At 61.3% G+C, this 16,779-nt stretch carries 16 protein-coding genes; 7 read left to right on the forward strand and 9 right to left on the reverse strand.

The window, feature by feature from the left end; translation table 11 throughout:
- Positions 1 to 47: 47 nt before the first annotated feature.
- The 3 genes from U367_RS0117785 to U367_RS0117795 form a co-directional block, all read right to left on the reverse strand.
- Positions 48 to 2,705, reverse strand: a complete 2,658-nt coding sequence (locus tag U367_RS0117785; protein ID WP_028618029.1) for a TonB-dependent receptor — start codon at positions 2,703 to 2,705, stop codon at positions 48 to 50.
- 148 nt (positions 2,706 to 2,853) lie between these two features.
- Entirely contained in the window at positions 2,854 to 3,852 is a 999-nt protein-coding gene (locus U367_RS0117790; protein ID WP_028618030.1) for a FecR family protein, read from the reverse strand.
- A 63-nt stretch (positions 3,853 to 3,915) separates the two neighbouring features.
- On the reverse strand, positions 3,916 to 4,437 hold the full coding sequence (locus U367_RS0117795; protein WP_028618031.1) for an RNA polymerase sigma factor: 522 nt from the start codon (positions 4,435 to 4,437) through the stop codon (positions 3,916 to 3,918).
- 207 nt (positions 4,438 to 4,644) lie between these two features.
- Between U367_RS0117795 and aroQ the strand changes: the two genes are divergently transcribed.
- Together aroQ and U367_RS0117805 are read left to right on the forward strand one after the other, a co-directional pair.
- A complete protein-coding gene (gene aroQ, locus U367_RS0117800) occupies positions 4,645 to 5,094 on the forward strand; it encodes a type II 3-dehydroquinate dehydratase (RefSeq protein ID WP_028618032.1) in 450 nt (149 codons plus the stop codon).
- Positions 5,091 to 5,939, forward strand: a complete 849-nt coding sequence (locus tag U367_RS0117805; protein ID WP_028618033.1) for a shikimate dehydrogenase — start codon at positions 5,091 to 5,093, stop codon at positions 5,937 to 5,939. The genes aroQ and U367_RS0117805 overlap by 4 nt, the downstream gene beginning before the upstream one ends.
- A 39-nt stretch (positions 5,940 to 5,978) precedes the next feature.
- Here U367_RS0117805 and U367_RS0117810 read toward each other — a convergent pair whose 3' ends face one another.
- A complete protein-coding gene (locus tag U367_RS0117810; protein WP_028618034.1) occupies positions 5,979 to 6,620 on the reverse strand; it encodes a TetR/AcrR family transcriptional regulator in 642 nt (213 codons plus the stop codon).
- Positions 6,621 to 6,698: 78 nt separating this feature from the next.
- Positions 6,699 to 8,600 carry a 3-dehydroshikimate dehydratase QuiC gene (quiC, locus tag U367_RS0117815; protein WP_028618035.1) on the reverse strand — a complete coding sequence of 634 codons (1,902 nt, stop codon included), beginning with the start codon at positions 8,598 to 8,600 and terminating at the stop codon, positions 6,699 to 6,701.
- 210 nt (positions 8,601 to 8,810) lie between these two features.
- Between quiC and U367_RS0117820 the strand changes: the two genes are divergently transcribed.
- Positions 8,811 to 10,145 (forward strand): MFS transporter, encoded by a 1,335-nt coding sequence (locus U367_RS0117820; protein ID WP_028618036.1) that lies wholly within the window; start codon positions 8,811 to 8,813, stop codon positions 10,143 to 10,145.
- A gap of 2 nt (positions 10,146 to 10,147) precedes the next feature.
- On the opposite strand, the gene U367_RS0117825 is transcribed toward U367_RS0117820, so the two are convergent.
- Entirely contained in the window at positions 10,148 to 11,026 is an 879-nt protein-coding gene (locus U367_RS0117825; RefSeq protein WP_016976739.1) for a DMT family transporter, read from the reverse strand.
- A gap of 178 nt (positions 11,027 to 11,204) precedes the next feature.
- Here U367_RS0117825 and U367_RS0117830 point away from each other — a divergent pair, with 178 nt between their 5' ends.
- The 3 genes from U367_RS0117830 to U367_RS0117840 are packed head-to-tail and all read left to right on the forward strand — an operon-like array spanning position 11,205 to position 13,552.
- Entirely contained in the window at positions 11,205 to 11,621 is a 417-nt protein-coding gene (locus U367_RS0117830) for a lipoprotein (RefSeq protein WP_028618037.1), read from the forward strand.
- Positions 11,622 to 11,674: 53 nt separating this feature from the next.
- Positions 11,675 to 12,562, forward strand: coding sequence for a KPN_02809 family neutral zinc metallopeptidase (ypfJ, locus tag U367_RS0117835; RefSeq protein WP_028618038.1), 888 nt, complete (start codon positions 11,675 to 11,677; stop codon positions 12,560 to 12,562).
- Positions 12,563 to 13,552, forward strand: coding sequence for a hypothetical protein (locus tag U367_RS0117840; RefSeq protein ID WP_028618039.1), 990 nt, complete (start codon positions 12,563 to 12,565; stop codon positions 13,550 to 13,552).
- Positions 13,553 to 13,616: 64 nt separating this feature from the next.
- Here U367_RS0117840 and U367_RS0117845 read toward each other — a convergent pair whose 3' ends face one another.
- The 3 genes from U367_RS0117845 to U367_RS0117855 are packed head-to-tail and all read right to left on the reverse strand — an operon-like array spanning position 13,617 to position 15,678.
- Positions 13,617 to 14,204: an HAD family hydrolase gene (locus U367_RS0117845; RefSeq protein ID WP_028618040.1), complete on the reverse strand. Its 588-nt coding sequence runs from the start codon at positions 14,202 to 14,204 to the stop codon at positions 13,617 to 13,619.
- Complete coding sequence (gene tesB / locus U367_RS0117850) at positions 14,201 to 15,070, reverse strand: acyl-CoA thioesterase II (protein ID WP_025858197.1); 870 nt, start codon at positions 15,068 to 15,070, stop codon at positions 14,201 to 14,203. Before tesB ends, U367_RS0117845 begins: the two co-directional genes overlap by 4 nt.
- 38 nt (positions 15,071 to 15,108) lie before the next feature.
- Complete coding sequence (locus tag U367_RS0117855; RefSeq protein WP_028618041.1) at positions 15,109 to 15,678, reverse strand: GNAT family N-acetyltransferase; 570 nt, start codon at positions 15,676 to 15,678, stop codon at positions 15,109 to 15,111.
- A gap of 75 nt (positions 15,679 to 15,753) precedes the next feature.
- Between U367_RS0117855 and U367_RS0117860 the strand changes: the two genes are divergently transcribed.
- Entirely contained in the window at positions 15,754 to 16,674 is a 921-nt protein-coding gene (locus U367_RS0117860) for a histone deacetylase family protein (protein WP_028618042.1), read from the forward strand.
- Positions 16,675 to 16,779 lie beyond the last annotated feature (105 nt).

The following is a 16,779-nucleotide window of genomic DNA, read 5'->3' on the forward strand; positions in this document are numbered from 1 at the left end:
GCAAGCCACTGCCTGCTGTGGTTTTGCCCGTCACTGGGCAAAATCGGTCAGAACTGATATTCAACGGTGCCCTGCAAGGTGCGCCCACGCCCCAGGGTGAAGGCCAACACGTCGCCCAACGGCACCAGGTAGGCGCGGTCGGTGACGTTTTCCATGGCCAGGCGCAGGGTCAACTGGTCGGTGGCGCGGTAGCTGCTGTAGAGGTCATAGACGGTGTAGGGCTTCCAGTCGGCCGGGTAAACGCCGGTTTGCGAGGTGGTCACACCCGCGCCGCCTTTGACGTAGTAACCGCCGCTATAGCGAGCGCGAACGCCCACATCCAACTTACGCTCAAGGAAGCGCGCGCCCAGCGTCGCAGTGCCGCGGTCCATCGGCATGTGCTCGGAGGAGCCCAGGATCGCACTGCAGCTCTGCCCCGCATTGGCCACATCGTCGGGCACCATCGCAGTGACTGGCGCCCGGCTGCCGGGCCCTTTCTGGATCTTGGTCACACCGCCCAGCCACGCGGTCTTGCTGCAGAATTTATTGCTGCCGAGCATGCGCGTGTAGTTGAACTGGCCGTAGGCGAACCCGGCGTCGTAATCCAACTGGTATTCAAGGCCGCGAAAACGGGTGGTCTCCAGGTTATTCACATACGCCGCATTACCGATATTGGCGATGCCATAACCCGGCGGCTGCACCCCCAGGGCCATATAGGAAAAGTCGTCCACGCGGGTGTTGAAGTAGGACACTTTCATGCCCACACGGTCTTCGGAGAACAGCAGGTCCTCCTTCAATACATTGAAGCCAACCTCCCAGGACGTGGACGTCTCAGGCTTCAAGTAGGGGTTGGGGAAGATCGACTCGGAGCCCCCGCCATGGGGCCGACCGCTGACCAACGATTCGGTGACTGCCGGCGGGCGCCAGCCCTTGCCGTACGTGGCAAAGAGTTGCAGCCAGTCCACGCCGGGCTTGATCGACAGGCCAAAGGTCGGCGAAAAATGCCCCTCTTCCCGATCCACGTCATACGTCATGGGCAAGCCAACCTGCCGCGTGGTGCCAATGATGAACGTACGGGTGTTCAAACCGGTTTCGCCCCGCAGACGATAGCGGTCGTAGCGCAACCCGGCGTTGAGGTTCAGCCAATTGTCGTAGTCGTAGTCCAGGCGAGTGAACAGGCTGCCCATCGCCCGGTCGCCCCTGGGCGTGATGCTTTCCGCCGCCGAGGCCGTCACGGCCGAGTCGGCGGCCACCATTTGGTTGGAGTCCGGGCGGACCTTGTCGTAGAAAAACTCCAGGCCATAGTTGGCCTTGATCACGGACAGTTCGCTCAAGGCAAAGGTCGAAACATTCTGCGCCTGGAAACCATAGGTGTTGGTCTGGTAAGTGACGTCGTAGCCCTTGCTGCTGCCACGGGTCAGCGTGGTTTGATCATTGCGGGTATCGACGTAATACAGCTTGGCCTTGAAATCGATCAGCGGGTTGTCCGGCGTGTAGCTGTAGTCCAGCGCGAAGTTCTGTGCCGTGACATTGCTGCTGCCGAGCTTCTCCCAGAGCTGGGCTTTTTCGGCGGTCATCATGTTGACGTCGTCGTAGCCGACTTCGGTGGTCAGGTAGCTCAGTTGCAAACGCTGATCCACCGGCAAGTTGAGACCCAGCTTGAGCAGTCGCGAACGCATGACCGAACCGGTGTATTCCACAGTGGAGTGCTTGATCCGGTCTTCACTGGCCGGCAGGAAGGAACTGCCGGTGCGCAGCTCGCCAATGCTGCCCTTGGTACCGGGCTTATAGTCACCGAGGTGGCGCTCACTGGCCGCCACCAACATGTCCCACACGTCGGTGCCCACGGCAAACGCCGAGCTGCCGATAAAGTGCGTGCCGTTGCTGCGCCCGCCCAGCCCTGTGGTCAAGCGGATACGCCCGCCGATTTCCTTGCCGCCCTTGAGCAGGTCCGCCGCTTCCACGGTGCGAAAGTTGGCGACCCCGCCGATCACTCCCGCCCCGCCCATCGTCGAAGTGGCGCCCTTCTCGATCACCACTTCAGACAGCAACTCCGGGTCGACATACAGCGTGCCGTTGCGTTGCTGGTGGCCACTTTGCTGATAGTTCTGGCGCATGCCGTCCACCGACATGTTGACCCTGCCGTAGTCCTGAATGCCGCGAATATTCACCGACAAGCCAGGGTCTTGCTGGCTGACCGCCGAGTAGACGCCCGGTGCCTCCTCCAGCATTTCAGCGGCATGCCGGGGCGGGTTTCGATCCAATTGCTCGCGCCCGACCACACTCACCGAGCGGGGCGATGAATACACCCAGTCGTTGGGGTGCAGGCCGGTGATCGTGGTGGTTCCCAGCGCCAAGGCGGCGCCGCTCTGCTCAACGCGGGTCAGGGTGACTTGGCGCTCGCCGTTGAAGCGGTACTCCACCGGTGCATTGCCCAACAAACGCGCCAAGCCTTCCTGCACGCTGTACTGCCCTTTCACCGCCGTACTCTGCAAGCCTTCCAGACGCTGGCTGTCGAACAGCACTTGCAGGCCGGCCTGGTCGGCGAACGCCAGCACCGCACTGCCCAAGGATTGCGCAGGGATATCGATCATCAGCACGGCCGGTTGTGCAGCCTTCGCCTGAGGTTGCGCGGCGTACACCGGGGCCGCAGCGGCGAACAGGCCCAAGTGGATGGCCAGGGCTAACCGGCTAACGGTGATACGCCCCTTGTTGAGTGCTGACATTTCTGTTGTTCCCTGCGCTAAGCGTTTTTTGTTTATGCGAATGCTTCTCACCTAGCAAGACGTACGAGGCGCGGGAAGTCAGTAAGGGTTTTTGAAAGTTTTTCAGGAAGAGGGATTTCAAGCGGTGGGAGCAGGCCCCACCGGGTCATCAATAGATCAGGCTGAGGCCAGCCAGGTCCAGGCGTTGCACCTGGAGTTCCTGGGTAAGTGTGGCAAGGGCGGTGTCGAGCATATCGAGGCGGAACACGCCGCTGACTTCACGCTCGCCCAACGCCGAGTCGGCCAACACCACGCGCCCGGGACGGTAGCGGTTGAGTTGCTCGATGACGTTGACCAACGGCTGGCGATCAAAGATCAACACACCGCGCCGCCAACTGGTGGCGCGCGCAACATCGAGTTGGTCCAAGGGGACGATGCCTTGCTGAGGGCTGTAGCGTACGGCCAGGCCTTCCTGGACCACCCTGTCGGACGGCCCCTTTTTCGGCGTTGCGCTCAGGGACACCTCAACACTGTGTTCCAGCACGCCGACCCACGCTTGGCTGTCGTCTTCACGCTCCACCACAAACCGCGTGCCCAGCGCGCGGGTTTGCCCACCGGCACTCTGCACCACGAACGGCCGGGTTTCCTCGCCGACCATGGGCGCCACGTCAAAGATTGCCGAACCCTGGAGCAGGCTGATGCGACGTTGCACGCCGTCGTAGTCCAGGCGGATAGCGCTGGCAGAATCCAGCTCGACCTTGCTGCCGTCGGCCAAGTGCACGGTGCGCACCTCGCCTTTGGCGGTGATGTAGTCCGCTTGCATGCGCAGCAACACCTGCGGCCCGCGCACCCAGCCAACACCCGCCACCACCACGACCAACGCGACGGCGGCCGCACGTTGCCATGGCCTGCGCCGTTGGGTTCGGCGCACAGCCGCAGGCGCCACTGACGGGCGCTGGCGGTGCACGGGATCTTCCTTATACACATCGCCCAACGCTGCCCATGTCTGTTCGGCAAAACGCAACGCCGCTTCGTGGCGGCTGTCGCAGGCGATCCAATGCTGCAGCTCGGCCTGCTCCTGTTCGGTCAGGGCACCGGCGTGCAAGCGCACCGCCCACTCGGCGGCCGCCTCGGTAATGCTGTGCTGTTGCGGACCCTGGCTATTCACGTGTGAATCTCGAATTTTTCGTTATGTAACGCTGTGACGTCTGAAGTGGCGCATTTCGGTAACTCATTCGTCGGATGGCGCGACTTCGCCGTCCTGCAAGCGCTGCATCACGTAGGCCAATGCCTTGGCCAGGTGCTTTTGTACGGAGCTGTCGGAGATGTCCAGGTGCCGGGCGACCTGGGCGTGGGTCATGCCTTCGATGCGGTTGAGACGGAAAATCTGCTGGGTGCGTTCCGGCAATTCCGCCAGTGCCTGCTTCAATGCCTGTCGCTGTTGCTGCGCCATTGCCTGAGCCTCCAACCCGGCCACTTCATCTTCAATCTCGGCCAGCGCCTCATGGGGCACGGAGTCTGTCTTGCGCCGCGCTTCCTGGCGAATATGGTCGATCAGCAGATTGCTCGCCGTTCGATAGAGATAGCCCTGGGAGTTGTCGATGCGCTCGCCGGCCGGCTTTTCCGCCAGGCGCAGGAAACTCTCCTGCACCAGGTCTGCGGCCAACTGCGGGTCCCGTACCTTGCGCGCCAGATACCCGCGCAGGGTATCGGCGTGCTTGAGGAACAGGCCCTTGAGATCCACGTCCGACAAACCGACTCCCTGGAATGTAAAGGAAACAGGCGGGCATATTAAGCGTTGTCGAGAATGATTTTCAATTGATATCTAATCTGATCCGCTTGTGTGAAAGGTCTGATTAACAGTTCGGTAATCGAACACATCCGTCACCATCAATTGACCAAATTAACTAACCGGTACATTTTATCTGCACAACTAACAAGAACTGTGGAGATACATCCCATGTCGCCTATCGTGCTGGTGCTCAACGGCCCCAATCTCAACCTGCTCGGCACCCGCGAACCCGCCACCTACGGCTATGAAACCCTGGCCGATGTCGCCGCCCTGTGTGGTCGCAGCGCCGAACAGCTCGGGCTGAAAATCGAATTCCGCCAGACCAACCACGAAGGCGAATTGCTCGACTGGATTCACGGCGCCCGTGCGCGTTGCGCCGGTATCGTGATCAACCCGGCAGCCTGGACCCACACCTCCGTGGCGATTCGCGATGCGCTGGTGGCCAGTGAAGTGCCGGTGATCGAGGTACACCTCTCCAACGTGCATGCCCGTGAAGCGTTCCGGCATCACTCGTTTGTGTCGCCCATTGCCAAGGCCGTCCTCGCAGGCTTCGGCAGCCACGGCTACCACCTGGCCCTGGAACATTTCAGCCAATTGCTCAAAGGGTCGGCCCGATGAAACCGCGTATCCTCGCCGGGCTGATCGGCGCTGGCATCCAGGCCTCGCGCACGCCCGCCCTGCATGAGCAAGAAGGCGACGCCCAAGGCCTGCGCTACCTGTATCGCCTGATCGACCTTGAGCCGCTGCACCTGGACATCAACGCCCTGCCCGACTTGCTGGACGCCGCCGAGTTGATGCACTTCACCGGCCTGAACATTACCTACCCGTGCAAGCAGGCGATCCTACCGCTGCTCGATGAACTGTCCGACGAGGCCCGCGGGATTGGCGCGGTCAACACCGTGGTGTTCAAGGACGGCAAGCGCATCGGCCACAACACCGATTGCCTGGGGTTCGCCGAAGGCTTTCGGCGCAACCTGAAGGATGTGGCACGCCAACGCGTGGTGCAGATGGGCGCAGGTGGTGCGGGCGCGGCGGTGGCGCATGCGCTGCTGGCTGAAGGTGTGGAGCAGTTGAGTATTTTTGACGTGGACATCAGCCGCGCCCGCGACCTTGTGGATAACCTTGCGCAGCGCTTCGGCGCCGGTCGGGCCCAAGTTGGCAATCAACTGGAAAATGCCCTGGCCGAGGCCGATGGCTTGGTCAACACCACGCCGATGGGCATGGCCAAGCTGCCGGGCACACCCGTTCCGGCCACCTGGCTACGCGCTGAATTGTGGGTGGCGGAGATCGTGTATTTCCCGCTGGAAACCGAACTGCTGCGCGACGCCCGCGCCTTGGGTTGCCGCACCTTGGATGGCGGCAACATGGCGGTGTTTCAGGCGGTGAAGGCATTTGAGCTGTTCAGTGGGGAAGTGCCGGATGCACAGCGTATGTTGGCGCATTTCCAGGCCATGAATACCTAACTGCCGAAACCGGATCAAAAAATGTGGGAGCGGGCTTGCTCAAGCCTGCAAGTAACGCATCACCGACTCACAAATCATGTCCCGATGCCGCTGTTTAACCGCCTCATCCGACAGATCGATCTGAAAAATCTCACTGAAGGTATGGCGGTTGGACACTCGGTAAAAGCTGAACGAGTTGATCAGCAGGTGCACGTCCAACGGCTCCAGCCCTTCCCGGAACAAGCCCAGCTCGGCACCACGGCGCAAGGTTTCGCCCAGCCCTTCAAGGATCTTGCTGTTCATCGCCTTGATGGTGTCGGTGCGCTTCACATATTCGGCATTGTGGATATTTTCGATACTGACGATGCGCACGAAATCCACGTTCTGGTCATGGTGATCAAAAGTGAATTCCACCAGCCGCCGGATCGCCTCGCGGGGCTCCAGCGCCGTGAGGTTCATGCGTGTTTCGGTGTTGCGAATGTCGCCGTAGAGTTTCTCCAGCACCTCGACGTACAACTGCTCCTTGCTGCCGAAGTAGTAATAGATCATGCGCTTGGACGTGTGGATACGCTCGGCGATCGCGTCCACGCGAGCGCCGGAAAGACCTTGCTGGACAAACTCGACGATGGCTTCCTGGAGTATGTTTTCGCGGGTCTTTTCCGGATTGTTCTTACGACTCTTGCGAGGTGCCTCGGTGGTCATGGTGCGCTCACGGCCAGTGTTATGCAGGCCGTGATTATGGGCCGCGATGCGGCCTGAAAGAAAGCACCTGACCCGCCGTTATAAACGCGCCTGACGCACCGCACCGCTGCGCGATTTTGCCATCGCCGCCAGACGCACCGCCACATTGGCCGCGCCGTAGCCGGCATAACCGTTCTTGCGCTGGATGATCTCGAAGAAAAACCGCCCTTCGAACGGCTCGGTGTACACATGAAACAACTCACCGCCCTGGGCGTCGCGGTCGTACAGCACGTTGTAGTACGCCAACTCGCTGAGGAACTCGTCATCGAAATCGAAACGCGCCGCCAGGTCGTCGTAGTAGTTGAGCGGGATATCCAGCAGCGGTACACCCGCCTCTTTGGCGCGGCGCACCTCGGCGAAAATATCCGCGCAGTCGAAGGCAATGTGGTGCACGCCGGAGCCGCGATAGCTCGACAGCGCGTGGGAAATCGCGGTGTTGCGGTTCTCGGAGATGTTCAGCGGCAGGCGGATCGAGCTGCAACGGCTGCGCAGGGCACGGCTTTTCACCAGACCGTAGGGGTCGGGCAGCACCACTTCGTCGTCGGCTTCGAAATCCAGCAGGCTCTTGTAGAACAGCACCCAACTGTCGAGGCTGTCGGCCGGCAACGCCATGGCCATATGGTCGATGCGCAGCAAGCCGCCGCTGGATGAGGCGGTAGGTTGCAGGTTGAAGTCAGTGTCGTAGAGGCCGCCTTCACTCTGGTCCACCAGGTAAATCAGGCTGCCATCCGGCGCACGTACCGCCGCCAGTTCCAGCTCATTGGGCCCGACCAGGCCGCGATACGGCTGGCCTTTGTACGCCACCGCCCGCTCCAGGGCCTTGGCGCTGTCCTTGACCCGAATCGCCGTGGCGCACAACGACGGTCCATGAGCCTCGAAGAAGTTGTGGGCGAAGGAATAGGGTTCACAGTTGAGGATCAGGTTGATATCACCTTGGCGCAGCAAGCTCACGCTCTTGGAGCGATGCTGCCCGGCCTTGACGAACCCCAGGCGCTCCAGCCAGACGGTCAGCTTGGCGCCGAGGCTTTCATCCACGGCAAATTCAAGGAACTCGATGCCGTCGTACTCGCTGGCGGCCGGGGTATCGAACAGAATCTCGACAGGCTGTGCAGGGGCTTCCTGCTTCAGGCGCTCGCGGGTTTTCTCTTCCAGGTACAGCAAGGAGCGCAGGCCATCCGCCGCATTCGCGCGGGTCGGCGCGGCGCGGAAGCCGTCGTTGAAAATCTCCAGGGACAGCGGCCCGGTGTAACCACTCTTGATGATCGGCGCAAGGAACCCCGCCAGGTCGAATTCGCCTTGGCCGGGGAAGCAGCGGAAATGCCGGCTCCACTCCAGCACGTCCATGGCCAGGATCGGCGCGTCGGCCATTTGCACGAAGAAGATCTTGTCGCCGGGGATCTCGGCAATCGCACTCGGGTCGCCTTTGAGCGACAGGGTGTGAAAGCTGTCGAGCAATACGCCGAGGCTGGGGTGATCGACCTGACGCACCAGGTTCCAGACCTGCTGCCAGGTGTTCACGTGCTTGCCCCAGGCCAACGCTTCGTAGCCAATACGCAGGCCACGGCGGCCGGCGTGTTCGGCGAGCAGGCTCAGGTCATCCAGCAAAATACGCTCGTCACCCACACTGTCGGCCGAGGCATTGCTGCACACCAGCACCAGGTCGGTGCCCAGTTCCTGCATCAAATCGAATTTGCGCTCGGCACGTTCCAGGTTGCGCGCCAGGCGGTCGCGGCGGCAGCCTTCAAAGTCGCGGAACGGTTGGAACAAGGTGATGGCAATGCCGAGGTCGGCACACATTTGCCTAACTTCGCGGGGGCTGCCGTCGTAATACAACAAGTCGTTCTCAAAGATCTCGACGCCATCGAACCCGGCGGCGGCAATGGCTTCGAGCTTTTCCGGCAGGGTTCCGCTCAAGGAAACAGTGGCGATGGAACGTTGCATGGGCGACTCCCGGCAATTGTTGTTTATGGCAAATTATTCGCCCCTAGCCTAACCGCAGCAATTAAAATGTACGAACCAGTTAGTTTTTGGTGCGATTATCGAACACTATGCCCCTTTGGCGAATTGACGATTTTTTAGCCACTGCGCACCATCGATGACGTAACAGACCCAGAACACACCATAAAAATTTCAAAAAACGGGTACGACCTCATGCCTCTGCAAAACTCCGCCCTGGCCGCGCGCCACGGCACCCCGCACGCCGGCATCGGCGACAAGATCCGCGGCGCCCTCGCCGTGGGCAAAACGCGCTGGGGCATGTTGGCCCTGGTGTTTTTCGCCACCACCCTCAACTACATCGACCGCGCCGCGCTGGGCGTCATGCAGCCGATCCTCGCCAAGGAGATGAGCTGGACGGCGATGGACTACGCCAACATCAACTTCTGGTTCCAGGTCGGCTACGCCATCGGCTTTGTGCTGCAGGGCCGCTTGATCGACCGGGTCGGCGTAAAACGCGTGTTCTTCTGCGCGGTGCTGTTGTGGAGCCTGGCGACCGGCGCCCACGGCCTGGCGACCTCGGCAGTCGGCTTTATGGTGTGTCGCTTTATCCTCGGGTTGACCGAAGCCGCCAACTACCCGGCGTGCGTCAAGACCACGCGGTTGTGGTTCCCGGCGGGTGAACGTGCGGTGGCCACCGGTATCTTCAACGCCGGCACCAACGTTGGCGCGATGATGACGCCGATGCTGCTGCCATTGATCCTCCACGTGTGGGGCTGGCAGGCAGCGTTCCTGTGCATGGCATCGCTTGGCGCGATCTGGCTGGTGTTCTGGGGTTTGAAGTACTACAACCCGGAAGACCATCCGACAGTTAAACAATCCGAATTGGACTACGTGCAACAGCAAGTCGAACCGGAACAACCAGGCGTACCGTTCAGCCGCATCCTGCGCATGCGCGGCACCTGGGCCTTCGCCATCGCCTACGCACTGACCGCGCCTGTGTTCTGGTTCTACCTGTACTGGCTGCCGCCGTTCCTGAACCAACAATACAACCTGGGCATCAACGTGACCCAAATGGGCATTCCGCTGATCATCATCTACCTGACGGCCGACTTCGGCAGCGTGGGGGGCGGGATTCTGTCGTCGTTCCTGATCGGTCGTGGCATGAACTCGATCAAGGCGCGCCTGCTGTCGATGCTGCTGTTTGCCTGCTGCATCGTCGGCGTGATCATGGCCGCCGGCTCTAGCCAGTTGTGGGTCGCAGTGTTTGCCATCTCCCTGGCGATCGGTGCGCACCAGGCCTGGACCGCCAACATCTGGAGCCTGGTGATGGACTACACCCCCAAGCACATGATGAGCACGGTGTTCGGCTTCGGCGGCATGTGCGCGGCCATTGGCGGCATGTTCATGACCCAGATCGTCGGCCACATCCTGACCGTGACCAACAACAACTACACCGTGTTGTTCACCCTGATCCCGGCGATGTACTTCATTGCGCTGACCTGGATGTACTTCATGGCGCCACGCAAGATTCCTAAAGTAGACGTCTGACTCTACCTACGCCGCTGCTGCCAGGCAGCGGCCAGCCCGCTCATGCAGATCACCCCGATGCCGACCACCGTGGTCACATCGGGGGTATGGTTGAACACCAGCCAGCCCAACAACCCCGCGAACACGATCTGGCAATAGCCGAACGGCGCCAGCAAGGCCGGCGCCGCGAAGCGGAACGCCTGGGTCAGCATCAAGTGTGCGGTCATGCCACAGGTGCCCAGCGCCAGCATCAATGCGCCATGCCATAGCGTGGGGATCTGCCAGAAGAACGGCACCATCGCACTCATTACCAAGGTATTGCACAGGCCAGCAAAGAAGTTGCTGGTGGTGGGCGTATCGTACTGGCTGAGAATGCGCGTGAGCAGTTGGTAGAAGCAGAAGAACAGCGCCGAACACAGCGGCAGCAACACCGCCGGAGTGAACAGTTCGCCACCGGGGTGGATGATGATCAGCACGCCGACAAACCCGCAGATCACCGCCAGCCATTGGCCACGAGTCACGTGTTCACCGAGCAGCGGCACCGAGAGCGCCGTCACCAGGATCGGCGCGAGGAAGTTCACCGCAGTGGCTTCCGCCAGCGGGATGTAATGCAGCGCCGCCGTAAAAAACAGACTGGTGCCCAACAGGCACAGCGCCCGCACCACCTGCATCCCGGGTCGCTTGCTGCGCAGCACGCGCAAGCCTGACTGCGGCAGGAAAATCCCGGCCATCAACAAGGTGTGCACCAAGTAACGTGCCCACACCACCATCACGATCGGGTAGAACCCCGCCAGGTATTTGGACAAGGCGTCGTGACTGGAAAACAGAAACGTCGCCAAAACAATCAGCAAAATGCCCTTGAAGGGATGGTTGACGCCGGATAAAGGGGTACTGACGGTCATCGGATTCTCGTGTGTGGCGCGCGGTCGAGCTCAACCCGGTAATCTAGCAGCCGGGTCGGAGCCTGCTCTAAGAGCATAACCAAACACCGTGCGAACAGCGCACTAAATCACCGGTTTCGAGTCCAACGCTGCACGTTGACCGTCCAGTTGTACACTTTTCAACCAAGGCCTTGCTGCTATGAAAAAAATCCTCTTTGCTCTTTCTGCCCTTGCCCTGCTCACCGCCTGCAATCAGGAAACCAAGGAAGCGCCCAAACCCGCGCCGGCTTCCGTAAAAGCCACCCTGGTGCCGCAAACCCCGCCCACCGACAAATGGGTCGGCAAATGGATCGGCGTCGAAGGCCTCTACCTGACCATCGCCAAGGACGACAGCATCGGCCGAGGTCACTACCTGCTGACGATGAAATACGGCCTTGATGATGACGACGCCGGCACCTTCAAGGGTGAGGCCAACGAAGACGGCATCGCCTTTACCCGCCCGGACGGCCCCCAGCAACTGAGTGCCGGCAACGGTGAAGCCACCGGTTTGAAATGGTTGGCGGATAAAAAGGATTGCCTGATTGTCGATACCGGCGAAGGTTATTGCCGCGATTAACGGCCATACTCTTTCCCAATCAATGTAGGACCGTTCACCGAGAGGATTGCCCCATGCTATGGAAAAAAGGCCGACGCAGCGACAACGTGGTGGATGCCCGCGATGACAGTGGCGGCGGCGGTGGCGGTATGCGCTTTGGCGGCGGCAAGGGCCTGAGCCTGACGGCCATTGTGCTGATCGTCGGCATCGGCTGGCTGACCGGCCAGGACCCCTTGCAGATCCTCGGTCAGTTGACCGGCCAGATGGAACAGGCGCCGTCGGTGAGCACGCAATCGCGCCAGGCGCCGCCGGCCAACGATGAGCAAGCGGATTTTGTCCGCGCGGTGCTGGGCGATACCGAAGACACCTGGGGCCAGGTGTTCCAGGAAAACGGGTTGGCGTACAAGAACCCGAAACTGATTCTGTTCCGCGGCCGGGTGAACTCCGCCTGCGGTGGGGCCACCTCGGCCAGCGGCCCGTTTTATTGCCCGGCTGACCAGCAGGTGTACCTGGACCTGGATTTCTTCCGGGAAATGTCGCAACGCTTCCAGGCCGCCGGAGACTTTGCGCAGGCTTACGTGATCGCCCACGAAGTCGGGCACCACGTGCAGACGCTGCTGGGTATCTCGTCGAAGATTCAGGCGGCGCGCCAGCAAGGCCGGCAGATGCAAGGCGAAGGCGGCCTGCTGGTGCGCCAGGAGCTGCAGGCCGACTGTTTTGCCGGGGTATGGGCCAACCGTGCGCAAAAGCGCCTGAACTGGCTCGAACCCGGCGACATTGAAGAAGCACTGAATGCGGCCAATGCCATCGGCGATGACCGCTTGCAGCAACAGGGTCAGGGGCGCGTGGTGCCGGACTCATTTACCCACGGCACCTCGGCACAGCGGGTTCGCTGGTTCAAGACCGGCTTCGCCCAGGGCCAGATCACTCAATGCGACACTTTTACCGCCAAGAGTCTTTAGATGAATAAACGATTGGGATTGCTGCTGGGTTTGTTGGTCACCTGTTCCGCCTTGGCCGCCGAGCCTGTCGTAAAAGAGCATGGCGTAAAAGAAGTCAGTCCCGATCGTTTCCACCTGGAGGCCGGCGACCTCAGTCTGGGTTTAAGCCAGGACTGGAATAAACCGCTGCCCCAGGTCACCCGCGCCTTGATCATCGTGCATGGTCGCCTGCGCAATGCGCAGACTTACCTGCAAAGCGGTGAAGACGCCGCCGAGCATGCGGGCCAGGCCGCCCATACACTGGTGATTGCGCCGCAGTTTCTAAATGAATCCGACGTGAAGCGTAACCACCTGGACAACCAGCTGCTGCACTGGAATGGCAACGACTGGATGGCCGGCGAACCCTCCACCGGTCCGGGGCAGATCAGCTCCTATGGCGCTCTCGACCAGATCATCAAGCACTTAGGCAACCGCAAGCTGTTCCCGGCGCTCAAGGAAATCGTGGTCGCCGGTCACTCCGGCGGCGGCCAGGTGGTGCAGCGTTTCGCGCTCACCGGACACGACCACCCAACCCTGCAGACCGAAGGCATCAGCCTGCGCTACGTAGTGGCCAATCCATCCTCCTACGCCTATTTCACCCCACAGCGCCCGGTGAAATTCGACACGGCCAGTTGCCCAGGCTTCAACGACTGGAAGTACGGCCTGCAAAACCTGCCGGCCTACGCCAAGGGGCAGAGCGCCGAGCAGCTGGAACAGGCATATGTATCACGCAACATCACCTACTTGCTGGGCCAGCAAGACACCGATCCGAACCACCCGGCGCTGGATAAAAGCTGCGCAGCCGAGACCCAGGGCGCGTATCGCCTGATTCGCGGGCACAACTATTTTGACTACCTCAAGCAGCGTCATCCGCAGTTGAGCCACACGTTGGTCGAGGTGCCGGGGGTGGGGCATAACGGGGATGGGATGTTTACGTCACCGCAAGGCCAGCGGGTGTTGTTCGTCCAATAACTGACGGAAATAAAACGGTGGGAGCGGGCTTGCTCGCTCCCACATTGAATCGTCAGAGACCGATCTAAATCATCCGGCGCAACACCGAGCAATCCTCAGCATGCCAATCGGCCAACTCCGGCCAAGGATTCTCCGGCAAATTCACCAACACCGTGCGCGCCCCCGCCGCTCGGCCACAGTCCAAGTCGAAGCGGTAATCGCCGACCATCACCATCTCACTCGGCGCCACGTCCCAAGCGGCCGCCAGCTTCAGCAAGCCATCCGGGTCGGGCTTGGGTTGCGCATCATCACGCCCCAACACGTCCTTGATGGCAAAGCAGTCCGCCAGGCCGATCGCGTCCAGAGTGACGTGCGCCAGCTCGCGTGCATTGCGGGTCAGGATGCCCAGGCGGTAACCACGCCCGGCCAACTCGCGCACCAGATCGACTGCGCCTTGCGCCGCAACTGAACCCAGCGCCAACTCGCGCTCATGCTCCAGCAACCAGGCATGCTTGGCCGCCGCGACATCGGCAGGCAACGCCGCCAAGTGAGTGAGGATGTCGTCCTCGGGCGGAATCTCCAGGGCCACGCGAATGGCCGCGAAGTCATGCACGGCGATCGTGAGGGTGCCGTCCATGTCGAACACCCAGTGTTTGATGTCCGACAGACTCATGCCCAATCCTTGCGATGGCGAATCAGGCCTTCCTGGGTCACCGACGCCACCAGTTGCCCGGCACGGTTGTACACGCTGCCACGGGAGAAACCACGGGAATTGCCGGCCCATGGGCTGTCCATGGCGTACAGCAACCAGTCGTCGGCACGCAGGTCGGCGTGGAACCACAGCGCATGGTCAAGGCTGGCGACTTGCATATCTTTCTGCCACACGGTCTTGCCATGGGGCAGCAAGGAGGTGGTCAGCAGGCCGAAGTCCGAGGCGTAGGCCAGCAGGTATTTATGCAGCGCCGGCGCATCAGCCAGTGCGCCGTCGGCGCGAAACCACACGTACTTGACCGGGTCGGACGGCTGCGGGTTGAACGGGTCTTTTTCGGTGACCGGGCGCACTTCGATCGGCTTGGGGCACAGCAGCTTGTCGCGCATGTGCTCGGGGATCAGGTGTGCGCGTTGCTGGGTCAGCTCCAGCTCCGACGGCAGGTTTTCAGGGCCCACTACCACGGGCATGGTGGTCTGGTGGTCGAAGCCTTGTTCGTCGTACTGGAACGAGGTGGTGCACGTGAAGATCGGGTGGCCCTTCTGGATCGCGGTCACGCGGCGCGTGCTGAAACTGCCGCCATCACGCACACGGTCCACCGAATACACCACCGGCAACTTCGCATCGCCGGGGCGCAGGAAGTAACCGTGCAGGGAATGCACGTGCCGCGCTTCTTCTACGGTCTGGCTGGCAGCCGACAACGACTGGCCGAGCACTTGGCCGCCGAACAGCTGGCGAAAACCCAGGTCCTGGCTGCGGCCGCGAAAGAGGTTTTCCTCGATCGGCTCCAGGGTCAGCAAGTCCACCAGATCTTCCAATACTTGGCTCATAGAGCAACTCCTAAAATCTACGGGGCATTCCGGGCTGCCTATCCGTGCAGCGTGTCCAACCATTGGGCGCGGGTGATGCGGTACAAAACATGATGGCGTAGCGGGTCATAGGCTGCGACCTTGGGGTGTTCAAAATCTGCCAGCGGATCGTAATGCATACCGATGGCTTGCATGACTTTTTGTGATGGCAGATTGGCTTCCGTGGTGAAGGCGACGATTTCGTCCAAATTCAAACGATCAAACCCACAGCGCAACGCGGTCCACGCGGCCTCGCTGGCATAGCCCAGGCCCCAGTGCTCGCGGGCCAGGCGCCAGCCAATTTCAACCGCCGGGGTAAAGTCGGCCTCGAAGCTGACATTCAGCAATCCGGTGAGGCCGATGAATTCCCCGGTGTCCTTGCGCTGCAACGCCCACAGGCCAAAGCCATATTCGGCGAAGTGCCCGCGAATGCGGCCAATCAACGCGGCGCTTTCCAGGTGACTCAGCTTGGCCGGGAAATAACGCATCACCTGCGGGTCGGCGCACATGCGCGCAAACTCCGGCAAGTCGCTGTCGCGCCATTGGCGCAGCACCAGGCGTGCGCTTTCCAATTCCAGTATCGGCTCCATGGGTCCCCTCCCTTGCCATGTGCGTGAGTGTACAGCGCTGTTAAGATCCGTCGCAGGTTCCCGTCAGAAAATCCTATGCCTTTGCCATTGATCTACCACGATGAATACAGCCCCGAGTTCCCGGCGGACCACCGCTTCCCCATGGACAAATTCCGCCTGTTGCGCGACCACCTGGTGGACAGTGGCTTGACCGAGGACAGCCAGTTGCTGCGCCCACAACTCTGCCCACCCGAGATTCTGGCCCTGGCCCATGACGCTGGGTATATCGAGCGCTACATGGGCGGCGAATTGTCCCGCGAAGACCAGCGCCGCCTCGGCCTGCCTTGGAACGAAGCCCTGGCCCGGCGCACCGTGCGGGCGGTGGGCGGTTCGATACTCGCGGCGGAACAAGCGCTGGAGCACGGCCTGGCCTGCCACCTGGCCGGCGGCACGCACCACGCCCACTACGATTACCCGGCAGGCTTCTGCATCTTCAATGACCTGGCGGTGATCAGCCATTACCTGCTGGCCAGCGGCCGGGTCAATCGCGTGCTGATCTTCGATTGCGATGTGCACCAGGGCGATGGCACCGCGCGCATCCTCCAAGACACGCCAGACGCTATCACCGTGTCGCTGCACTGCGAAAAGAACTTCCCCGCGCGCAAGGCCCAGAGCGACTGGGACATTCCGCTGCCCATGGGCATGGGCGATGCCGACTACCTCAAGGTGGTGGACGACGCCCTCAACTACCTGCTGCCGCTGTACCAACCCGACCTGGTGCTGTACGACGCCGGCGTCGATGTGCACAAGGACGACGCCCTCGGCTACCTCAAGCTGACAGACCAAGGCGTCGCCGCCCGCGATGAAAGCGTGATGCGCCACTGCCTGGGCCGAAACATCCCGGTGATGGGCGTGATCGGCGGCGGCTACAGCAAGGACCGCCCCGCCCTCGCCCGCCGCCATGGCATCCTGCACCACAGTGCGCAACGGGTGTGGACGTCATCAGGTTGTCATTAAACTGTGGGCGTTACCCACAATCCCTGTGGAACCACCTGTGGATAACTTGAGCGTAAGGGCCTGAAAGCCATTAGCCGTATGGCCTGTAAGAAACTGTACGTTTTT

The organism is Pseudomonas canadensis (genome assembly GCF_000503215.1).
GTDB classification, from domain to species: domain Bacteria; phylum Pseudomonadota; class Gammaproteobacteria; order Pseudomonadales; family Pseudomonadaceae; genus Aquipseudomonas; species Aquipseudomonas canadensis.

What these genes read in the sequence shown, in the direction of transcription:
- U367_RS0117785 (WP_028618029.1), bottom strand. Translation starts at nt 2,705, where the DNA reads ATGTCAGCACTCAACAAGGGGCGTATCACCGTTAGCCGGTTAGCCCTG.
- aroQ (WP_028618032.1), top strand. Translation starts at nt 4,645, where the DNA reads ATGTCGCCTATCGTGCTGGTGCTCAACGGCCCCAATCTCAACCTGCTC.
- U367_RS0117805 (WP_028618033.1), top strand. Translation starts at nt 5,091, where the DNA reads ATGAAACCGCGTATCCTCGCCGGGCTGATCGGCGCTGGCATCCAGGCC.
- U367_RS0117810 (WP_028618034.1), bottom strand. Translation starts at nt 6,620, where the DNA reads ATGACCACCGAGGCACCTCGCAAGAGTCGTAAGAACAATCCGGAAAAG.
- quiC (WP_028618035.1), bottom strand. Translation starts at nt 8,600, where the DNA reads ATGCAACGTTCCATCGCCACTGTTTCCTTGAGCGGAACCCTGCCGGAA.
- U367_RS0117820 (WP_028618036.1), top strand. Translation starts at nt 8,811, where the DNA reads ATGCCTCTGCAAAACTCCGCCCTGGCCGCGCGCCACGGCACCCCGCAC.
- U367_RS0117825 (WP_016976739.1), bottom strand. Translation starts at nt 11,026, where the DNA reads ATGACCGTCAGTACCCCTTTATCCGGCGTCAACCATCCCTTCAAGGGC.
- U367_RS0117830 (WP_028618037.1), top strand. Translation starts at nt 11,205, where the DNA reads ATGAAAAAAATCCTCTTTGCTCTTTCTGCCCTTGCCCTGCTCACCGCC.
- ypfJ (WP_028618038.1), top strand. Translation starts at nt 11,675, where the DNA reads ATGCTATGGAAAAAAGGCCGACGCAGCGACAACGTGGTGGATGCCCGC.
- U367_RS0117840 (WP_028618039.1), top strand. Translation starts at nt 12,563, where the DNA reads ATGAATAAACGATTGGGATTGCTGCTGGGTTTGTTGGTCACCTGTTCC.
- U367_RS0117845 (WP_028618040.1), bottom strand. Translation starts at nt 14,204, where the DNA reads ATGAGTCTGTCGGACATCAAACACTGGGTGTTCGACATGGACGGCACC.
- tesB (WP_025858197.1), bottom strand. Translation starts at nt 15,070, where the DNA reads ATGAGCCAAGTATTGGAAGATCTGGTGGACTTGCTGACCCTGGAGCCG.
- U367_RS0117855 (WP_028618041.1), bottom strand. Translation starts at nt 15,678, where the DNA reads ATGGAGCCGATACTGGAATTGGAAAGCGCACGCCTGGTGCTGCGCCAA.
- U367_RS0117860 (WP_028618042.1), top strand. Translation starts at nt 15,754, where the DNA reads ATGCCTTTGCCATTGATCTACCACGATGAATACAGCCCCGAGTTCCCG.